Genomic DNA, 15,299 nt, shown 5'->3' on the forward strand with positions numbered 1-15,299 from the left:
CGGATATTATGGGATTGAATCATTATATGGTCTTGATCTGCTGTATGATTGCCAAAATAAGTCTGAATTAATTTTTCACTCAATAAATGACGCAGAAAATATAGACGTTCGAGGTCAGACTGTTTTATCCGACTACAAAAACGTTAATGGCTATGCCGGCTCTGCAATTTAAAAAACTTTTAAAAAAATTTAAATATGAATCTATTTCTTATCCTACGGAGCAAAATGTTTATAATTATATAAAAATTCAGTCCGTAGCCGGCGACAGGGCAAGGCAGTATGCTTATATGTGGCGTTACGTTATGACTAAATATCCGTCTTTGAATTATATGAATACTCACGTAGGCGGTTCTTCGCAATATAGGAATATTATTTCGTATCAGATTAATCACAATAAAAAAATAGAAATTTATAAAAAATTAAGAAAACGAATGGGACTTGTTTTATTTTATAATCCAAGCGACCCATATTCGTTGCAAGAATTATTGCAGTTAAAAATCGTAGCCAACGAATACGGTTTTTTCTATACGAAAGTTAATGCCGAAAATCACCCTAACGAAGTTAAGAGGATGGGCATTATAAAATTACCGGAAATAATAATGATTTATAAACATTCAGACGGTAAATTATCGCATTATCCCGTTACTATAGGATTAAGGACACAGGTTAAAATAAAACAAAATATACTCTACGATTACGAAGCTTTCGTAAAACACAAACTTAATTATGGAAATAAATATTAAAGAAAAAGCTAAAAAAGCAGGTAAGGTCGTAAAAAAAACGGTTTTTACTCTAAATTTAATCGTAACTGTTATTTTTTTTGCTTTTATAGTAGCGCTTATTATCGTTAATCTTATAAAGGGCGCACAAGGCGAAACGATAAATTTAGGCGTTTACGGTAAAACTTACAGGTTCAGGGAAAAAAATCTACTGTCTGTTATAAAAAATAAAGCTAAAAAAATTAATTGGCAGGAAGTTATAAAACGCTCTCATATAAAAAGGCAGGTAGAAAACTACCAGCCTTACAATCAGGAAGTTTCATTGCCCACTGCGTTGAATACCAAAGTTTTTGAGCCGTCTATGTACTATACTTTAAAGTTTAATATAAGAGATTCTAAAGGAAATATAATTTACCCGAAAGGCTTCAGGTATAAAATTACTAATTATATATTTTTACCGAATTTCTTAGTCGTAATAAACGGAGATTCTAAAAAGCAAATAGAATGGTTTAAGCATTCCAAATTTAGAAACAACATAACGGTAATGCTTTTAATAACCAAAGGCGACTATTATAAACTTGAAAAAAAACTCGGCATTCCTGTTTATTTTTATATGAAACAGTTACAAAAAAGGTTTAAGTTAAAAGCCGTCCCAAGCGTAATATGGCAGAAAGGAACTACGATTTACGTTAAGCAATACGGCAAAAATGCGGTTTATCAAGTTATTAAAAATATTAAAATTCATAAAAAAAACAATAAAGCGTTGCAAGAATCAGGATTATTAAATCCAGATTACAGGTAAAATATATGTTAAAATATTTAAGAATTGTACTATTATCTTTTTTTATAGTCTTCGGCTTCAGTTTAAAATCTTATGCCGGAGTTTGCAAAATAGGCGATACTATCTTTACCGAACCGCCCGCCGGTATTTTTACGTCAGTCGATTGGGCGGGGATATTTCCGATAAGAATAGGCGGAAGAACGGTAGTCCCCGGCATACCTGATGACCAAGATTATTTACCGCCAGCCTGTCTTTGCCAAAGATTACCGCCGCCCGCTCCGCCAATTCCGGGGATAACTTTTTCTATGTGGCAGCCGGCGCATATAACCGAAGTAGTTCAAGAGCCTTATTGCTTTCAGGCGTTTGGGGTAGCAATTCCTAATCCTACCGGAGTTTATGGTTATGGCGACCAGTCTAAACACCCAACACATTATTCGTTTTATCAGGCGCATTATTATAATTTTCCTATTTTAAATATTTTAGGCATAGCTCAAGATTTAATATGCTTACAAAGCCCTTTAGGTTCTAATATCAATATACCTTTTATATCAGAGCCCGACCCTATGTGGCAGTCTGATATATTAGCCACTTTCGGAAGTCCCGAAGCCGTCCTTTTCGCAAATCCGATAGCTCAGATGTCCTGTGTGGCGGATTCCGTCGCAGCTCAAATTTATCAACCGTTAGATCCTATGTTTTGGTGTATGGGTTCATGGGGCGGGGTGTTTCCTATCGACGGCGATATAGGCGGTTCCAACGATCCCGTTCAAAATGCCGCTGGAATAGCGGCTAAAACGCAGTTTTTAATGCACGAGTATTTAGATCAGTTCGGCACTGTCGGACCGCCTACTTATATGGGCGTATGTCAAGATTATCCAGATCCTATATGGATACAATCTGCAGTAAGATACGATTTATCAATGCCGGTGCCTGAGCCTGTTGTTCAACCTATAGGACAGACCGGTATAGTTTGGTCTATGTTAAAAGATTTGCCTGCTTTGGGAGGTAATTATGTATTTACTACGTTTACGGAGCAGGACTGCTGCGCTTTCTAAATGCTATGTTTACTTTCAATAAAAACGTTTATAACGAAAAAGAAATTCGGTATTTTTCGAGTTTAATTAATTATATAGAAAATTTTCAAAAGAATAATATGGAATATTCAGAGATTCAAAATCAATTCGTCGATGTATTTCTTATGGCGTTAGGCGCAAGGGACGCCTATACAAAAGAACATTCCAACAGACTTTCTTTTCTTGCGAGGGAAATAGGCAGAGAGTTAAAACTTCCGCCCGTTGAAATTAAAAAAATAGTTTTAGCGGCGAAGCTGCACGATATAGGAAAAATCGGCATAAGCGATACTATTTTATTAAAACCGTCGAAATTGACGGACGAAGAATTTGACGAAATCAAAAAGCACCCTGCAATAGGCTTCGATATGCTTAAAAATCTTAGCATTTTTTCGCATATCTCCGATTATATACTTTATCACCACGAAAAATTTGACGGTTCGGGTTATCCGGAGAAAATAAGCGGCGACGATATTCCGTTCGGCGCAAGAATTATAAGCATTGTGGATACGATAGATGCCATATTAACAAAAAGATCTTATAAGGAACCGAAACCGGTCGAATATGCCATTCAGGAGTTAAAGAAAAATTCGGGAACGCAATTTGATCCGATGATAACTAAATTCGCTATAAAAGTTATAGAGGAGAATAAAGATGTCTTTCAGACAAAATAGAAACGATTCACTATATCCTTATCTCATTAATATCATTAATATATTGTTATCTAAAAAAAGCAACAATACTAACACGAAAATCAAAGGAGCATTGTTAATATTGCTTTTTATATGCCTTATTTTTCTTTTTTACTTTATTTTTTTAAATCAAGCACATGCCTTTAACAGTCAAGATGTAAAAAAGGGCAAGCAAATTGTAATTCAAAGCGGTTGCGTAAAATGTCATAGTTTTGTTAAAGGCAAAAGAATTGACAGAATAGTATCCCTCGCTGGTTGGGGAGATAAGCATTTAACACTTAAGCAGACCGAAAAAGCGATACGTTCCTGTAAGGCGGATATATATTGCTCGCAGATATTGACAGATAAACAGGTTAAATATGTCGCTCGTTATCTTAATTCGTTGAAATAGGAGGTTATTATGTCAAAAAAAGAAAATTTTATTGGTAATTTTAAAAATACAGAAAAGTCAAAAGATAAAACTTATATCAATACTTATGTTGATAAAAATAAAAATATATATCCTTTTGAAAAAGAGAAAGCCAATAAAATTAAGATAAAACAGGCGTTAAAAGAGTTTTCAAAAGACAATTTAATTGATTAAAAATATAAAAGGGGGCGGCAATGTTTAAATCATCTTTTACGTTAGATTTGTTTAAATCTAATACTAGCTATAACGGATATATTCTTGGCGGACAAAGTAAAAATATATTAATTAACAATATAATTATAGATTACCTGCGCAATAGAGATACTAAAATATTTATTTTTGATAGCAATAAAGAACATATTAGATTAGTAGAGAATTTAGGCGGAGATTACATAAGCATCAATTCTAAAAGCGTGTTTTCCGTTAATCCTTTTTCTATAATTAAGACCGAAGAAGATTTTATGAAATATAAGGACTATTTAATAGATTTCTTATACGCTATAGGAGTTACATCTAAAAACTTAGATAAAGATTTAAACGAACATTTTAGATTATATATGATAAATGCTTTATATGCAGTACAATACGAATGCAAAGATTTTGAACTAATAGATATATATAATTGGCTATCAAGACAAAACGATGAAACATTGCAACCATATATAGACAATCTAATGCCTTTTTGTCCTGAAGGTAAATACGGCAAGTTTTTTTCCGGAGAATTAACGTTAAATTTTGGAGATAGTTTACTTTCGGCGATAGATTTCAGCGATTTAGCCTACGATCCTAAACTTAAAGCCTCTATCCAAGCGGCGGTAATGTTTCATATAGAGAGAATTTTTTACGATTATAACCGCTCTGTTGGGAAGACATTAATATTTATCAATCAGCTTAAAGAATTTGTTAAAGATTTACCGAATGCGCATGTTTTCATAGACCGATTATACCGTGAAGCAAGAAGGAATTATATTTCTGTCGTTACGGTAATAGAATCGGTTAAAGATATATACGATAACGATAAAATATCGCAGATTGGAAGAGCTATTATATTAAATTCAGAATGGAAATTTTTTTTAATGCAGGTTAAAACTGAAAACTCCTCAAATGAAATGAGTAATAAGTTTTGTTCTTATATTTCAGATACGGAATTTACTTTAATAAAATCCTTACAATATAACGATGTTTATATCAAATCTAACGATAATTCAAATAGCGGAATTTTGATAAAATTTTAAAAGGAGTAGTATTGATATGCAATTGTTATTTACGCCTAACGTATCATTTTTATTAGCTTTTTTAGCAGGATTATTTTCTTTTATAAGTCCGTGCGTTTTTCCGTTAATACCATCATATCTGTCTTATATATCCGGTTTGTCGGTTAAAGAACTGACAGGCGATGAATCGTCAAAGGACAAGCCTAAGATTAAATTTACTGCGGTTAAACATTCATTGATGTTTATCTTAGGATTTACTATTGTATTTGTTCTGTTAGGTATATTTTCAAGCGCCGTAGGCAGTTTATTACATTCAATATGGCTGATGCGGATAGCAGGAATATTTATAATAATTATGGGGCTATTCATACTCGGAGCTTTTAATAAAATAAAATTTTTATCGTTTATGAATGCTGATGTTAATATTAACATAAAAAATAAACCGTTAGGTTTAATCGGTTCCGCTTTGGTAGGCGTAGTGTTCGCCGCCGCTTGGACGCCGTGTATTGGACCGATACTTGCGTCTATTCTTTTTATAGCTTCAACTATGCACAATACGACGGCGGGAGCCGAATTATTATTTATTTACGCTATGGGGCTTGCCGTTCCCTTTTTTATAAGCTCCGTATCGTTAAATTTATTCTTATCGGCGTTTAAAAAGATAAGACCTTTCATAAAGACCATATCGGTTATAAGCGGGGTAATTTTAATTGCCGTCGGCATACTGATATTTTTTAATTATCTGTCGATAATATCTTTATATTTCGGCAACGCTTTCCATTATAATATACCGTATAACGGGTAAGAGGTAACCATGAGATATATTTTACTTGGCTCGGATGCTCCGAAAGTATACGTTAAAGATTGCAAAGAATCAAAATCGGAAATATGTCTTATCAAGGATACTGATTTCTTGAGAACTGAGTTGTCTTGCTCAGACTGTTTATATAATAGTATATGTTTTTTGTTACAAAAAAAATTTTAAAAAAAGGAGAAAATATTAATGTCTATAAATCAAAATCAAAAAATGTCGGTTGTTAATATAGCTGACTTAACCGTAATGCGGATACAAAAACTCAACAATATCGTTGAGGCTTTAAAAGATTATTTAACCTTGCCGGATTTAAGCAAACGTGAAAAAATAGATCTATATAATCAAAGAGAATCTCTCGTTGATGTTATAACATTTCTTAAGGAGTCCCGCTATGCCTAAGAAAATATTTTTTTTATTTTCGGTATCTATTTTATTTTTCGCTTTCAACGTTCCGGCTTTTGCCGGAGAATCTTGGATAGGTAAAGCTAAACATCCTAATTATAAAGGCACTATAAACTTGCCGCATTATTCGGTAAATATGAATAACTTGACTAAAGAATTATTAAATATTAAAAAGCAGGAAAAGAAAGAAAAAAAAGTAAAATATTCTAAACCGAATGCCGAAGTGAATGCGGCGGTTAAATCCACTTTAAGCACTTTAGCTACTAAATCGTTTAACCGCAAAATAAGTTTCTTAGCAAAGCAGATGCTCGGTAAGGGCGAGTTTGGCAAATACGTGTCTAAATCTATTAAAAATAATTATCTTAAAGTTTTAAAAAACAATAAGCCTTTCAATATGGCGGGCGGTCATAGGCTTTTTTTAGTTATATCGAGTTCTATTCCTTTTAAAACTTTAAGGCGTTATGTTTTTCAAATAGCGAATAACGACTTGCCTATTCAAATGGTTTTAAGAGGGCTTTTGCCCGGTTCAAATAACGGCAGGGATTTTATGCCTACAATAAAATATATTACAAGGCTTATTAAATACAAAGGCAAAGCAGGATATTACGATATGCATGTTGACATCGACCCGTTAATTCCGTCCAAATATAATATAAAGGTAGTTCCCGCATTAATTTACGACGTCAATTATAATCCCCAAACTTTTACGACGATAGGAGATAAGGCTTACGTCGTTTACGGAGACGTCGATTTAGAATATGGTTTAAAACAAATTGAGAATAAGACTAATTCAAAATATATCAAGGAAGTTCTAAATCGGTTTAAGGCAAATTCTCTTTTTAATCATTAAAAAACGGCTTTCGTATTTAAGTTTTAAAGGCGTTAAAATTAATTTAAGTCTTGTTATATTAAAAGTATAATTAAACGCCTTTAAACGCAAATTAAGAGCATTATTTTTGGTTTTCAAGAATTAAACAGTTTACGTGGATAAGTTTTTTGAAAGCAAGTATATAAAAATTAAATTTTTAAAAATTTCACAAGCTTAATCAAATTGCTTAATTTTTAATCCGCCCGAAAAGGCGGTTTTTTTAACGCTTTTTTGAAAAGTTTACAATATACAATATATTGTAAACTTTTTTATTGATTTTTAACTTCGCTTATAATAAAAATATTTACATTACAATAAAATGTAAACTTTTTTAAAATTAAAATTCAAGGAGGATTTAAAAAAATGTTCAAATCGAAAAAATTATTTGTAATTTTATTTTTAATCGCCGGTTTTTTATTTTTATTTGGCAACGTTCAAAAAGCTTCTGCCGTGGAACATTCAAGCGGTATTTTTATTTCGACGCTTCCTCGTATTGCCAATAATAAAATCATAAAAGACTATGGATTTATAGCAATAGTCAGAAATGCAGGGAATAACGACATAATGATTAGCGTTAACGGCAATTATACAGAAATGCCGATATTATTCGGCGGTCCGATTCTTCCGGTGAATACTTTCAATGTGATAAATCAAAATAAACCTGCCGGCGCTAATGCTTGCATTAACTTGAAATTTCAGCATGGCGATTACGTTTCTTGCGAATACGTAACTCTTTCATTTAGGAAATAAATATCATGCAGGAATCTATCCTATTTTACGAAGAAATTAAAAAAGGCAAAAAATCGGTTTTAAAAGAAACGACTTTAAAGAAGCCTAATGAAACTATTAAATTTTTCTATAAAGACGAAATTAAGTTATTAATGGAAAATACGGACAACGGTTTTCATAAACTTTTATTTCTTTTTATTTACGAAACGGGCTCCAGAATATCCGAGGCTCTATCCGTAAAATACTCAGATATAGACGAATCTACATCTAAAGTTAAAATACCGGTTCTTAAACAAAAAAGAAAGGTATGGAAATTTTTAAAAATTTCAGACAAATTATTGTCTTTAATATTATCAAGACGGTTAAAAGGGTTTGATAAAAACGATTATGTGTTTGCGAGATTTAAGGGTAAAAGATATATATCAAGACAGGCGGCGGATAGAATCTTTGCTAAATACGTCAAGAATATTTTGGGCAATGGTTATTCCGACAGGGCGCATCTTCATGCCTTGCGTCATTCAAGAGCTGTCCACTTGTTGGATAACGGCATGAATATAATGCTATTAAAAAATTTCTTAGGTCATAGCAATATATCTAATACATTGATTTATCTTAAATATAGTTCCAAAGATTTGGATAATGCTATAGAGCAGGCTAATAATAATTTGTTTTTTGAATAGCGCAACTTTTGGATTTTATTGATTAATCTAGCTATTTGTAACGTATTTGTAATATAAATTTAACCGTTTCGTTATATAATTTTAATAAACTTGCAATATTTCTTTGGTACAATTATCTTTATATTAATTTAAAGGAGGTTATATTGATGTTTATTGCGGAATTAATTTTTTTTACGGTTGAAATATTTTTCTTGATTTATCTAGTTATAAAGAGAAAAGATATAGTAAAAGAAATGCGGAAATTACGATTGGAAAGACAGTCGGTTATAAATTTAAAAGAAGCGATAGAAGAAGATTTTATACCGGAAATAGAAATGAGAAAAAATAAAATAATCGATGAGTTTACGCAAAAGTTATATAACTATCATTTTAATTAAAAGTCCGAAAGGAAAAAATATGTAAAAAAAAATTGTACAATATAGGACACAGTTTAAAAAATTAACTATTTTAAACCTACCGGAAAGTCTTTATTTATCTGGTAGGCACGGGCGGTCTCGAACCGCCGACCCCTACCGTGTCAAATCTTTTTTAAAAAGGCTTTAATCAGGCTATTAAAGATATTGAAGAAGAACTATTGGAATTTGAAAAATCTTTTGACCACAAAAACGACCACAGTTTAAAAAATTAACTATTTTAAACCTACCGGAAAGTCTTTATTTATCTGGTAGGCACGGGCGGTCTCGAACCGCCGACCCCTACCGTGTCAAGGTAGTGCTCTAACCCCTGAGCTACGCGCCTATAAGGAATATAAAATATTTTCGTCTATAAAGAAATGAGAAAAAAATAAATACAATATAACGAATATCTGTAACTATTCTACAAATACAATAAATACCAATAAATACAATAAATACTCAATGAATAATAACAACATCAATTTTAAATTAGCAAATTAATTTTGTCAAGTTAATTTATTTTTTTGTTAATTTATTTTTTAATGCCAATGCAAAAACAGCGCCAAGCAGTGTCATTATTCCGCCAAACAAAAAAATATAATCATAGGCTGCAACATTTGCAAATCCTTGAGCTATACGGTCTATCATAATTAATGAAGGATTTTCTCTTAAATGTGAAATAATGCCGGGATTAATTTTATCTAAGATATTTCCTTTTATTTCTCCCATAAATTCTATAAACAAGTGATTATTATATGTGAGAGTATCGGCATATTTATTTAAATAGAATACCTGTTTAATTACAAGAAGATTATCAAATAATGCAACGCCGACACCTGCAAATATTCTCATAGTAACAGGGAGCAAAGACGATGCTTCCGGTATAAAAGAGTCCGGCACGGCATTTAATCCTTCGGTCATAATCGGTGCGTATAAAAAACCAAACCCGATACCCCTCACTATTTCAGGCAAAATTATAGCAGCCAGGTTAGACTGCAGAGATAAATTGCTATACATTAAAAAAGATATAGCCGATAGAGCCATACCTATTATGATAAGTATTTTATTTCCTGTTTTATTGGACAGTCTTCCTGCTATAGGCGCAAATATAGCTACCGCAATAGCCTGCGGCATAATAATCAAACCTGCGTTAAACGGAGTGTAGCTCATAACATTTTGCAGATATACCGGAACAAAAAGCATAATTCCGAAAAGCGCCATAGCCCTTACTCCGTTTATAAGAGTTATAACTGAAAAATTAAAAAATTTAAATATATTAAAATTAATGAGCGGATGTTTAATAAACGGTTCAACCGCTAAAAATGAAATAAAACCTATTGCGCTCATAAGTTCGCTTATATGTATAAATGCAGAATTCCATTCTTTAATTTCTCCCTCGTTAAAAACTACCATTAAAAAACCTATGCCAATTGAAAAAAGTATAAATCCAATAAAATCAAATTTTCCGCTGTATGTATTTTTGACATAATCGTCTTCTAAAATTATAATAATACCGATTAACGATATAATGCCGATGGGTATATTTATAAAGAAAATCCATCTCCATGTGATATATTCAGTAATAAATCCTCCCAGAGTAAGACCCACAGCCGGCGCTACCATGGAACCAATTGCCCATATTCCCATGGCCTTCGCTCTTTCATGGGGTTTAAAGATTTTTGACATCAAAGCAAGTCCAAGCGGCATAATACCCGCTCCGCCTATGCCCTGTAAAATTCTAAAAAATATTAATTCATTTAATGAAAAAGATAATCCGCAAAGAATTGAAGAAAGAACAAATATTATAATGCATATTATCAGAGGAATTTTAAGGCCGAATTTTTTTATGACATATATCATAGGCATAATAAAAATTGCCGATGAAATAGTGTAAGCTATCATAATCCAATTAGTATTGGTAAGATTTTCTCCCAGAGACGACATGATGCGTGGTATGGCGATAGTAACAATGCTCATATCAAGCATTACCATAAAATAAAATGATACAATCAGAGCGAGTATTAAATACTTATATGATTTTGTATATTCCATTGAAATATATTAAGTTAAAATAAGATAAAAGAATAACTATTAATTAAGAACAGCAGCAATAAAAAGAACAGCTTTATTTAATAAATAATAGTTAAATAATTAAATTAAACAATTAAACAATTAAACAAAATAGTTAAACGATTAAACAATTAAGCAATAAAGTAATAAAACAATTAGGTAATACAAAAACAATTAAATAACTAAATAACTAAATAATTAAATAACTAAATAATTAAATACTAAATAATTAAAATCTGTATGATTACATCATCGTAATATAGCATACTAAATAAATATTATTATATTATAATGACTTTAAAGTCATTAAGTCAATCTAAAAAATATTAATCTAAAAATAAAACAACTTAAGTCGTATTGTTTTAAGGCATATTTCTCAAAATATATTTAAGATTTAAAAATTTAAAAAGAATTAAATAAAAATATGACAAAATGGCAGATATTTTGACAAAATGTCATATTAAATTAAAAAATAAAAGATTATAGCAGAACTATTAATTTTAATAATTATTTAATTTATTGAGAATAATCAATAACGGCAAAAGATTACAAACACAGTTAATAAATTTAAGATAAAATATTACATTAGGCATATTTTTTGCAACAGCAATATCTAAATAATTAGCGGCAAAATAGCAGTAAATTGTAAATAGTTTAAAACAAAATAGCATTAAATAATTCAACACAACAAAATAATAGGGGGTTATGTATGAGTGAATTTAACAAGTTGGCAATTATACTTGAATCTGAAGATTATGAAAAAGCGCATGTTGCAGCTATGATAGCTTCAGTAGCTGCCGTTTCGTCCATTGAGGTATCAATATTTGTAACCATGAATGCTATCTACAATTTTTTGAAAGTAAATGTAAAAGAAAATAAATTCACAGGCGGTAAAATATTTGAGAAATTGAAAGAGAAAAAAGCGCAAATGTTTTATGATATGCTTGATCAGGCTAAAATGTTCGGAGGATTAAAAATTTATGCCTGTTCTATGGTTATGGATTTACTTGATTTAAAAAAAGAGGATCTTATAGATATTATAGACGATCATCTTGGACTTGCAGCTTTTCTCGGTATTATGGAAGGAGCGCAGACAATTACTTTTTAATTTTATAAATTTTGAGTTATACTGTTAAGTATAGTGTTATATAATATTAAAATTAGTTTTATATTAAAAAATGTTTTTAATATAGAAATATAGAAATATAGAAATATATAAATCTAAAAAAAATAAAAATATAACGAATGGAGGTTTTTTCATGGCAGATTTAAAGGATATTAAAGCTGATGTTGTAGTTGATGCAAGAGGCACATATTGCCCGGGACCATTAATGGAATTAATTAAAGAAATGAGACAGCAGCCGGTGGGTGCGGTCATAGAGGTTATATCCGGAGATGCCGGAAGCGCTAAAGATGTTCCTGAGTGGCTAAAAAAAGTTAATCAGGAATTTTTAGGCGTGTTAGAAGAAAATAACTACTGGAGAATTTTCGCAAAAAAAACAAAAGAAATGTAAATTTAAAAATGCAGATTAAATAAAAATTGAAATATGTTAAATAAAAATTTAGTTCTAATAAATAAAAGCGCAGGTCAGATAATAAGATAGATTGATTTAGATTTATTTAAATTTATTAAATAAGATTAAATAAAATAAACAGCAGTTAAAGAAATTTAAAAAAATTTAAAAGCAAAACGGAGGACATCATGTCAAAAAGGGTTGTAATTGTAGGCGGTGGAGTAGGCGGGACTATCATAGCGAATCTTCTTGCTAAAAAAATGAGACAGGAAGTCAAAAAAGGCGACGTTATTATAGACGTTGTTTCAGATAGCCCTATTCATTTTTATCAGCCGGGTTTACTTTATATGCTTATAGGACTTAAAAATCAGGAGGAACTTACAAGGGACGAACGAAAACTTCTTGACCCTATGGTTGAGTTACATCTTCACCCTGCCGTGAAAATTGATAAGGATAAAAACGAAGTTCATTTAAAAAACGGAGTAATTTTAAGTTATGACATATTAGTTATCGCCACCGGTTCAAAACCGGCTCCTGAAGTAATTCCCGGATTGAGAGAAGGCGGCAACTGGTTTTACGAATTAGACGCATGTCTTAAATTAAGGCATGAACTTATGAATTTTAAAGGCGGTAAGATAGTTCTCGCTATCGGTTTGCCCCATAAATGCCCCGTTGCTCCTTTAGAAGTAACGTTTATGCTTGATGACTGGTTTAGACAGAAAGGCGTGAGAGATAAGGTTGAATATACCTATACATATCCTATCGGGAGATTGCACGGTCTGGAATCGGTTGCTAATTTTGCGGCTAAAACGTTTCCCGAAAGAAATATAAAGTCTGAAACGCTGTTTAATATGAAAGAAGTTGACGTCAACAAAAAAACTATAACGAGTTTAGAAGGCGTTAGTTTGAAATACGACCTTTTAATTACCATTCCGCCGCATAAAGGCGCTCAAGTTATAGAGGATTCCGGACTTGGTCAGAACGGGTTCATACCGACGGACAGATATACGCTAAAAATGGAAGGAAGCAATAACGTTTATGTTGTGGGCGATACTACCAATCTTCCTATCAGCAAAGCAGGTTCAACCGCCCATTTTGAATCAGATATCATCGTTGAGAATATAGCTTCCGAAATAAGAGACGGCTTAACCCCGTTCAGATATGACGGAAAGGTATTCTGCTTTATCGAAACAAGTCTGACGAAAGGCACTTATATAATGTTTGATTATAATAATCCGCCGAATGTTGTTCCTCCTTCATCTCTTATACACTGGTTTAAATTAACCTATAATAAAGTTTACTGGCTGACCCCTATGGGTATCCTGTAATTGAGCCGGAATAAATAATTAAGAAGCATAAACCGGAAACCGGTTCGCAGAAGCAGCACAAGAAGCATTCAGTGTTATAAACAGCAGAAGCGGTTTTCGGTTATGTTCCAACTAACTTACGATTTTGGAGGCAATTATGGCTGAAAAAGAAAAAATAGATGCCGCATCGGTACTTATCAGAAAACTTGAAGAGAAGCCCGAAGCGTTAAATCATTTATTAAATATTATAGACAGATTAGATGCAATAGACGATATTACCGCTATATTAACCGCAGGAAAAGATTCGGCTACCGATGCCATGATTCAGCGCTTAGCCGATAACGTTACGACCGGTTTTTCGGTGATGGACAGTTTTTCAGGCGAAGAGCAGCTTTCTATGATTAGAACTGCCGGAGATAAGTCGTCAAGTATTAAAAGCGCTATAGAGACATTAGATGAATTAGAACGTTCAGGCACGCTGCAGACACTAAAAGAAATGGGCAATCTCGCTGCAAGTTTTACAAAAGGTTCAACGGATATGATGATTGAAAGAATGGCATCAACGGCTGAAAAACTGACGGAAGTTGCAAGCGTATTGACGGAAGATAATATGTCAAATCTAGTTAAAAAAGCAGCTATGGTTTCTCAGTCTTTAGAATCATCCCTGTCTAAGATTGACGAATTAGAACGTTCGGGAACTCTCCAGACTTTAAAAGAAATGGGTGACTTTGTTGCCGGTTTTGCTAAAGGCACCACGGATATGATGATTGAAAGAATGGCATCTACGGCGGAAAAACTCACGGAATTATCCACGCTTGTTTTAGATTATGATTTAAAGCCTCTTTTGGATGCCGCCCAATCGTTAAATGACAGCGGCACTATTCCAGAACTTATCGATTTTGCAAACGCATTGGCCGGCGCAAGAAAAATGATGACGGACGGGCTTCTTGACAGAATAGTACAGGGAGGCGAATCTTTTATTGAAGCGGTATTGACTCAGGTGAATATCAAAGAGCTCATTAAATCTTTTGACAACTCGATGGTTGATACGATAGAAGAAGAAAAACAGGATAAATATCAGAAGAAAGGAGGGATATTATCTTTATATTCGCTGACTAAAGACCAGGATATTATGCACGGACTTAAGTTTATGATGATTTTATCTAAAAATTTAGCTAAAGAACTCAAAACTCATGGAAAAGATATATATAATAATATTCCTAATATAGTATCTGCGGAAGAAAAAATTGAGCATAACGATTATAATTAATTTAATACTGTTTTATATTTTATATTAAAATAAATAAAAATTTAACACAAAAAAATTAATATAATTTATCAGAAATTAAGTAAGAGCTACTCCCTACTATTATTGTTGCGGGAGTAGCTCACCTTTTTATAATTATTTTTGTTGCATCTGTATATAATTTAATTGATTTAGCGTAACGATAGCGTAGCAGTTAGCATAATAATTACTGACACTCAATTTCGCCGTCTTCGTTAACGGTAACATAGTTGAATTGTGAACTTATAATATATTTCTCTTTATAGTATACAACGACAATAAATATTAAAAATAATTTAACATTGCAATTGCAATAGATATAAAAATGTAATATTATATTATCAATAACAATT

17 protein-coding genes and 1 tRNA gene are annotated in these 15,299 nt (G+C 32.0%); 16 read left to right on the forward strand and 2 right to left on the reverse strand.

The window, feature by feature from the left end:
- The first annotated feature begins 119 nt into the window (after positions 1 to 119).
- From EVJ46_06415 to EVJ46_06470, 12 genes are all read left to right on the forward strand, one after another.
- Complete coding sequence (locus EVJ46_06415; protein RZD15830.1) at positions 120 to 743, forward strand: hypothetical protein; 624 nt, start codon at positions 120 to 122, stop codon at positions 741 to 743.
- Positions 727 to 1,521, forward strand: coding sequence for a hypothetical protein (locus tag EVJ46_06420; GenBank protein RZD15831.1), 795 nt, complete (start codon positions 727 to 729; stop codon positions 1,519 to 1,521). Before EVJ46_06415 ends, EVJ46_06420 begins: the two co-directional genes overlap by 17 nt.
- 5 nt (positions 1,522 to 1,526) lie before the next feature.
- Complete coding sequence (locus EVJ46_06425; protein RZD15832.1) at positions 1,527 to 2,552, forward strand: hypothetical protein; 1,026 nt, start codon at positions 1,527 to 1,529, stop codon at positions 2,550 to 2,552.
- A gap of 5 nt (positions 2,553 to 2,557) precedes the next feature.
- The gene (locus tag EVJ46_06430) at positions 2,558 to 3,241 is read left to right on the forward strand and encodes an HD-GYP domain-containing protein (protein ID RZD15833.1); all 684 of its coding nucleotides are present in this window, start codon (positions 2,558 to 2,560) and stop codon (positions 3,239 to 3,241) included.
- A 418-nt stretch (positions 3,242 to 3,659) separates the two neighbouring features.
- Positions 3,660 to 3,842, forward strand: coding sequence for a hypothetical protein (locus EVJ46_06435; protein RZD15834.1), 183 nt, complete (start codon positions 3,660 to 3,662; stop codon positions 3,840 to 3,842).
- Positions 3,843 to 3,862: 20 nt separating this feature from the next.
- Positions 3,863 to 4,903 carry a hypothetical protein gene (locus tag EVJ46_06440; GenBank protein ID RZD15835.1) on the forward strand — a complete coding sequence of 347 codons (1,041 nt, stop codon included), beginning with the start codon at positions 3,863 to 3,865 and terminating at the stop codon, positions 4,901 to 4,903.
- Positions 4,904 to 4,919: 16 nt separating this feature from the next.
- The gene (locus tag EVJ46_06445) at positions 4,920 to 5,687 is read left to right on the forward strand and encodes a cytochrome c biogenesis protein CcdA (GenBank protein RZD15836.1); all 768 of its coding nucleotides are present in this window, start codon (positions 4,920 to 4,922) and stop codon (positions 5,685 to 5,687) included.
- Between the two features lie 198 nt (positions 5,688 to 5,885).
- Entirely contained in the window at positions 5,886 to 6,095 is a 210-nt protein-coding gene (locus tag EVJ46_06450) for a hypothetical protein (protein RZD15837.1), read from the forward strand.
- The gene (locus EVJ46_06455; protein RZD15838.1) at positions 6,088 to 6,948 is read left to right on the forward strand and encodes a hypothetical protein; all 861 of its coding nucleotides are present in this window, start codon (positions 6,088 to 6,090) and stop codon (positions 6,946 to 6,948) included. The genes EVJ46_06450 and EVJ46_06455 overlap by 8 nt, the downstream gene beginning before the upstream one ends.
- Before the next feature lie 381 nt (positions 6,949 to 7,329).
- On the forward strand, positions 7,330 to 7,716 hold the full coding sequence (locus EVJ46_06460) for a hypothetical protein (GenBank protein ID RZD15839.1): 387 nt from the start codon (positions 7,330 to 7,332) through the stop codon (positions 7,714 to 7,716).
- A 5-nt stretch (positions 7,717 to 7,721) separates the two neighbouring features.
- Positions 7,722 to 8,375 carry a hypothetical protein gene (locus tag EVJ46_06465; protein ID RZD15840.1) on the forward strand — a complete coding sequence of 218 codons (654 nt, stop codon included), beginning with the start codon at positions 7,722 to 7,724 and terminating at the stop codon, positions 8,373 to 8,375.
- Between the two features lie 146 nt (positions 8,376 to 8,521).
- The gene (locus EVJ46_06470; protein RZD15841.1) at positions 8,522 to 8,752 is read left to right on the forward strand and encodes a hypothetical protein; all 231 of its coding nucleotides are present in this window, start codon (positions 8,522 to 8,524) and stop codon (positions 8,750 to 8,752) included.
- Positions 8,753 to 9,037: 285 nt separating this feature from the next.
- Here the strand turns inward: EVJ46_06470 and EVJ46_06475 are convergent.
- A tRNA-Val gene (locus EVJ46_06475) sits at positions 9,038 to 9,113 on the reverse strand.
- 173 nt (positions 9,114 to 9,286) lie between these two features.
- Complete coding sequence (locus tag EVJ46_06480; protein ID RZD15842.1) at positions 9,287 to 10,822, reverse strand: DHA2 family efflux MFS transporter permease subunit; 1,536 nt, start codon at positions 10,820 to 10,822, stop codon at positions 9,287 to 9,289.
- Between the two features lie 727 nt (positions 10,823 to 11,549).
- On the opposite strand from EVJ46_06480, the gene EVJ46_06485 reads away from it, so the two are divergent.
- The 4 genes from EVJ46_06485 (at position 11,550) to EVJ46_06500 (ending at position 14,931) form a co-directional block, all read left to right on the forward strand.
- Positions 11,550 to 11,948, forward strand: a complete 399-nt coding sequence (locus EVJ46_06485) for a hypothetical protein (protein RZD15843.1) — start codon at positions 11,550 to 11,552, stop codon at positions 11,946 to 11,948.
- 151 nt (positions 11,949 to 12,099) lie between these two features.
- Entirely contained in the window at positions 12,100 to 12,354 is a 255-nt protein-coding gene (locus EVJ46_06490) for a sulfurtransferase TusA family protein (protein RZD15844.1), read from the forward strand.
- A 188-nt stretch (positions 12,355 to 12,542) separates the two neighbouring features.
- Positions 12,543 to 13,682, forward strand: coding sequence for an NAD(P)/FAD-dependent oxidoreductase (locus EVJ46_06495; protein RZD15845.1), 1,140 nt, complete (start codon positions 12,543 to 12,545; stop codon positions 13,680 to 13,682).
- Between the two features lie 136 nt (positions 13,683 to 13,818).
- Positions 13,819 to 14,931 carry a hypothetical protein gene (locus EVJ46_06500; GenBank protein RZD15846.1) on the forward strand — a complete coding sequence of 371 codons (1,113 nt, stop codon included), beginning with the start codon at positions 13,819 to 13,821 and terminating at the stop codon, positions 14,929 to 14,931.
- The last annotated feature ends 368 nt before the right edge of the window (positions 14,932 to 15,299 follow it).

The organism is Candidatus Acididesulfobacter guangdongensis (assembly GCA_004195045.1).
Lineage (GTDB): Bacteria > SZUA-79 > SZUA-79 > Acidulodesulfobacterales > Acidulodesulfobacteraceae > Acididesulfobacter > Acididesulfobacter guangdongensis.

Bases quoted from the DNA above. Each gene is read 5' to 3' on its own strand.
- EVJ46_06445 (RZD15836.1), top strand. From the start codon at position 4,920: ATGCAATTGTTATTTACGCCTAACGTATCATTTTTATTAGCTTTTTTA.
- EVJ46_06430 (RZD15833.1), top strand. From the start codon at position 2,558: ATGTTTACTTTCAATAAAAACGTTTATAACGAAAAAGAAATTCGGTAT.
- EVJ46_06480 (RZD15842.1), bottom strand. From the start codon at position 10,822: ATGGAATATACAAAATCATATAAGTATTTAATACTCGCTCTGATTGTA.
- EVJ46_06490 (RZD15844.1), top strand. From the start codon at position 12,100: ATGGCAGATTTAAAGGATATTAAAGCTGATGTTGTAGTTGATGCAAGA.
- EVJ46_06470 (RZD15841.1), top strand. From the start codon at position 8,522: ATGTTTATTGCGGAATTAATTTTTTTTACGGTTGAAATATTTTTCTTG.
- EVJ46_06485 (RZD15843.1), top strand. From the start codon at position 11,550: ATGAGTGAATTTAACAAGTTGGCAATTATACTTGAATCTGAAGATTAT.
- EVJ46_06500 (RZD15846.1), top strand. From the start codon at position 13,819: ATGGCTGAAAAAGAAAAAATAGATGCCGCATCGGTACTTATCAGAAAA.
- EVJ46_06425 (RZD15832.1), top strand. From the start codon at position 1,527: ATGTTAAAATATTTAAGAATTGTACTATTATCTTTTTTTATAGTCTTC.
- EVJ46_06440 (RZD15835.1), top strand. From the start codon at position 3,863: ATGTTTAAATCATCTTTTACGTTAGATTTGTTTAAATCTAATACTAGC.
- EVJ46_06460 (RZD15839.1), top strand. From the start codon at position 7,330: ATGTTCAAATCGAAAAAATTATTTGTAATTTTATTTTTAATCGCCGGT.
- EVJ46_06495 (RZD15845.1), top strand. From the start codon at position 12,543: ATGTCAAAAAGGGTTGTAATTGTAGGCGGTGGAGTAGGCGGGACTATC.
- EVJ46_06420 (RZD15831.1), top strand. From the start codon at position 727: ATGGAAATAAATATTAAAGAAAAAGCTAAAAAAGCAGGTAAGGTCGTA.
- EVJ46_06450 (RZD15837.1), top strand. From the start codon at position 5,886: ATGTCTATAAATCAAAATCAAAAAATGTCGGTTGTTAATATAGCTGAC.
- EVJ46_06455 (RZD15838.1), top strand. From the start codon at position 6,088: ATGCCTAAGAAAATATTTTTTTTATTTTCGGTATCTATTTTATTTTTC.
- EVJ46_06435 (RZD15834.1), top strand. From the start codon at position 3,660: ATGTCAAAAAAAGAAAATTTTATTGGTAATTTTAAAAATACAGAAAAG.
- EVJ46_06465 (RZD15840.1), top strand. From the start codon at position 7,722: ATGCAGGAATCTATCCTATTTTACGAAGAAATTAAAAAAGGCAAAAAA.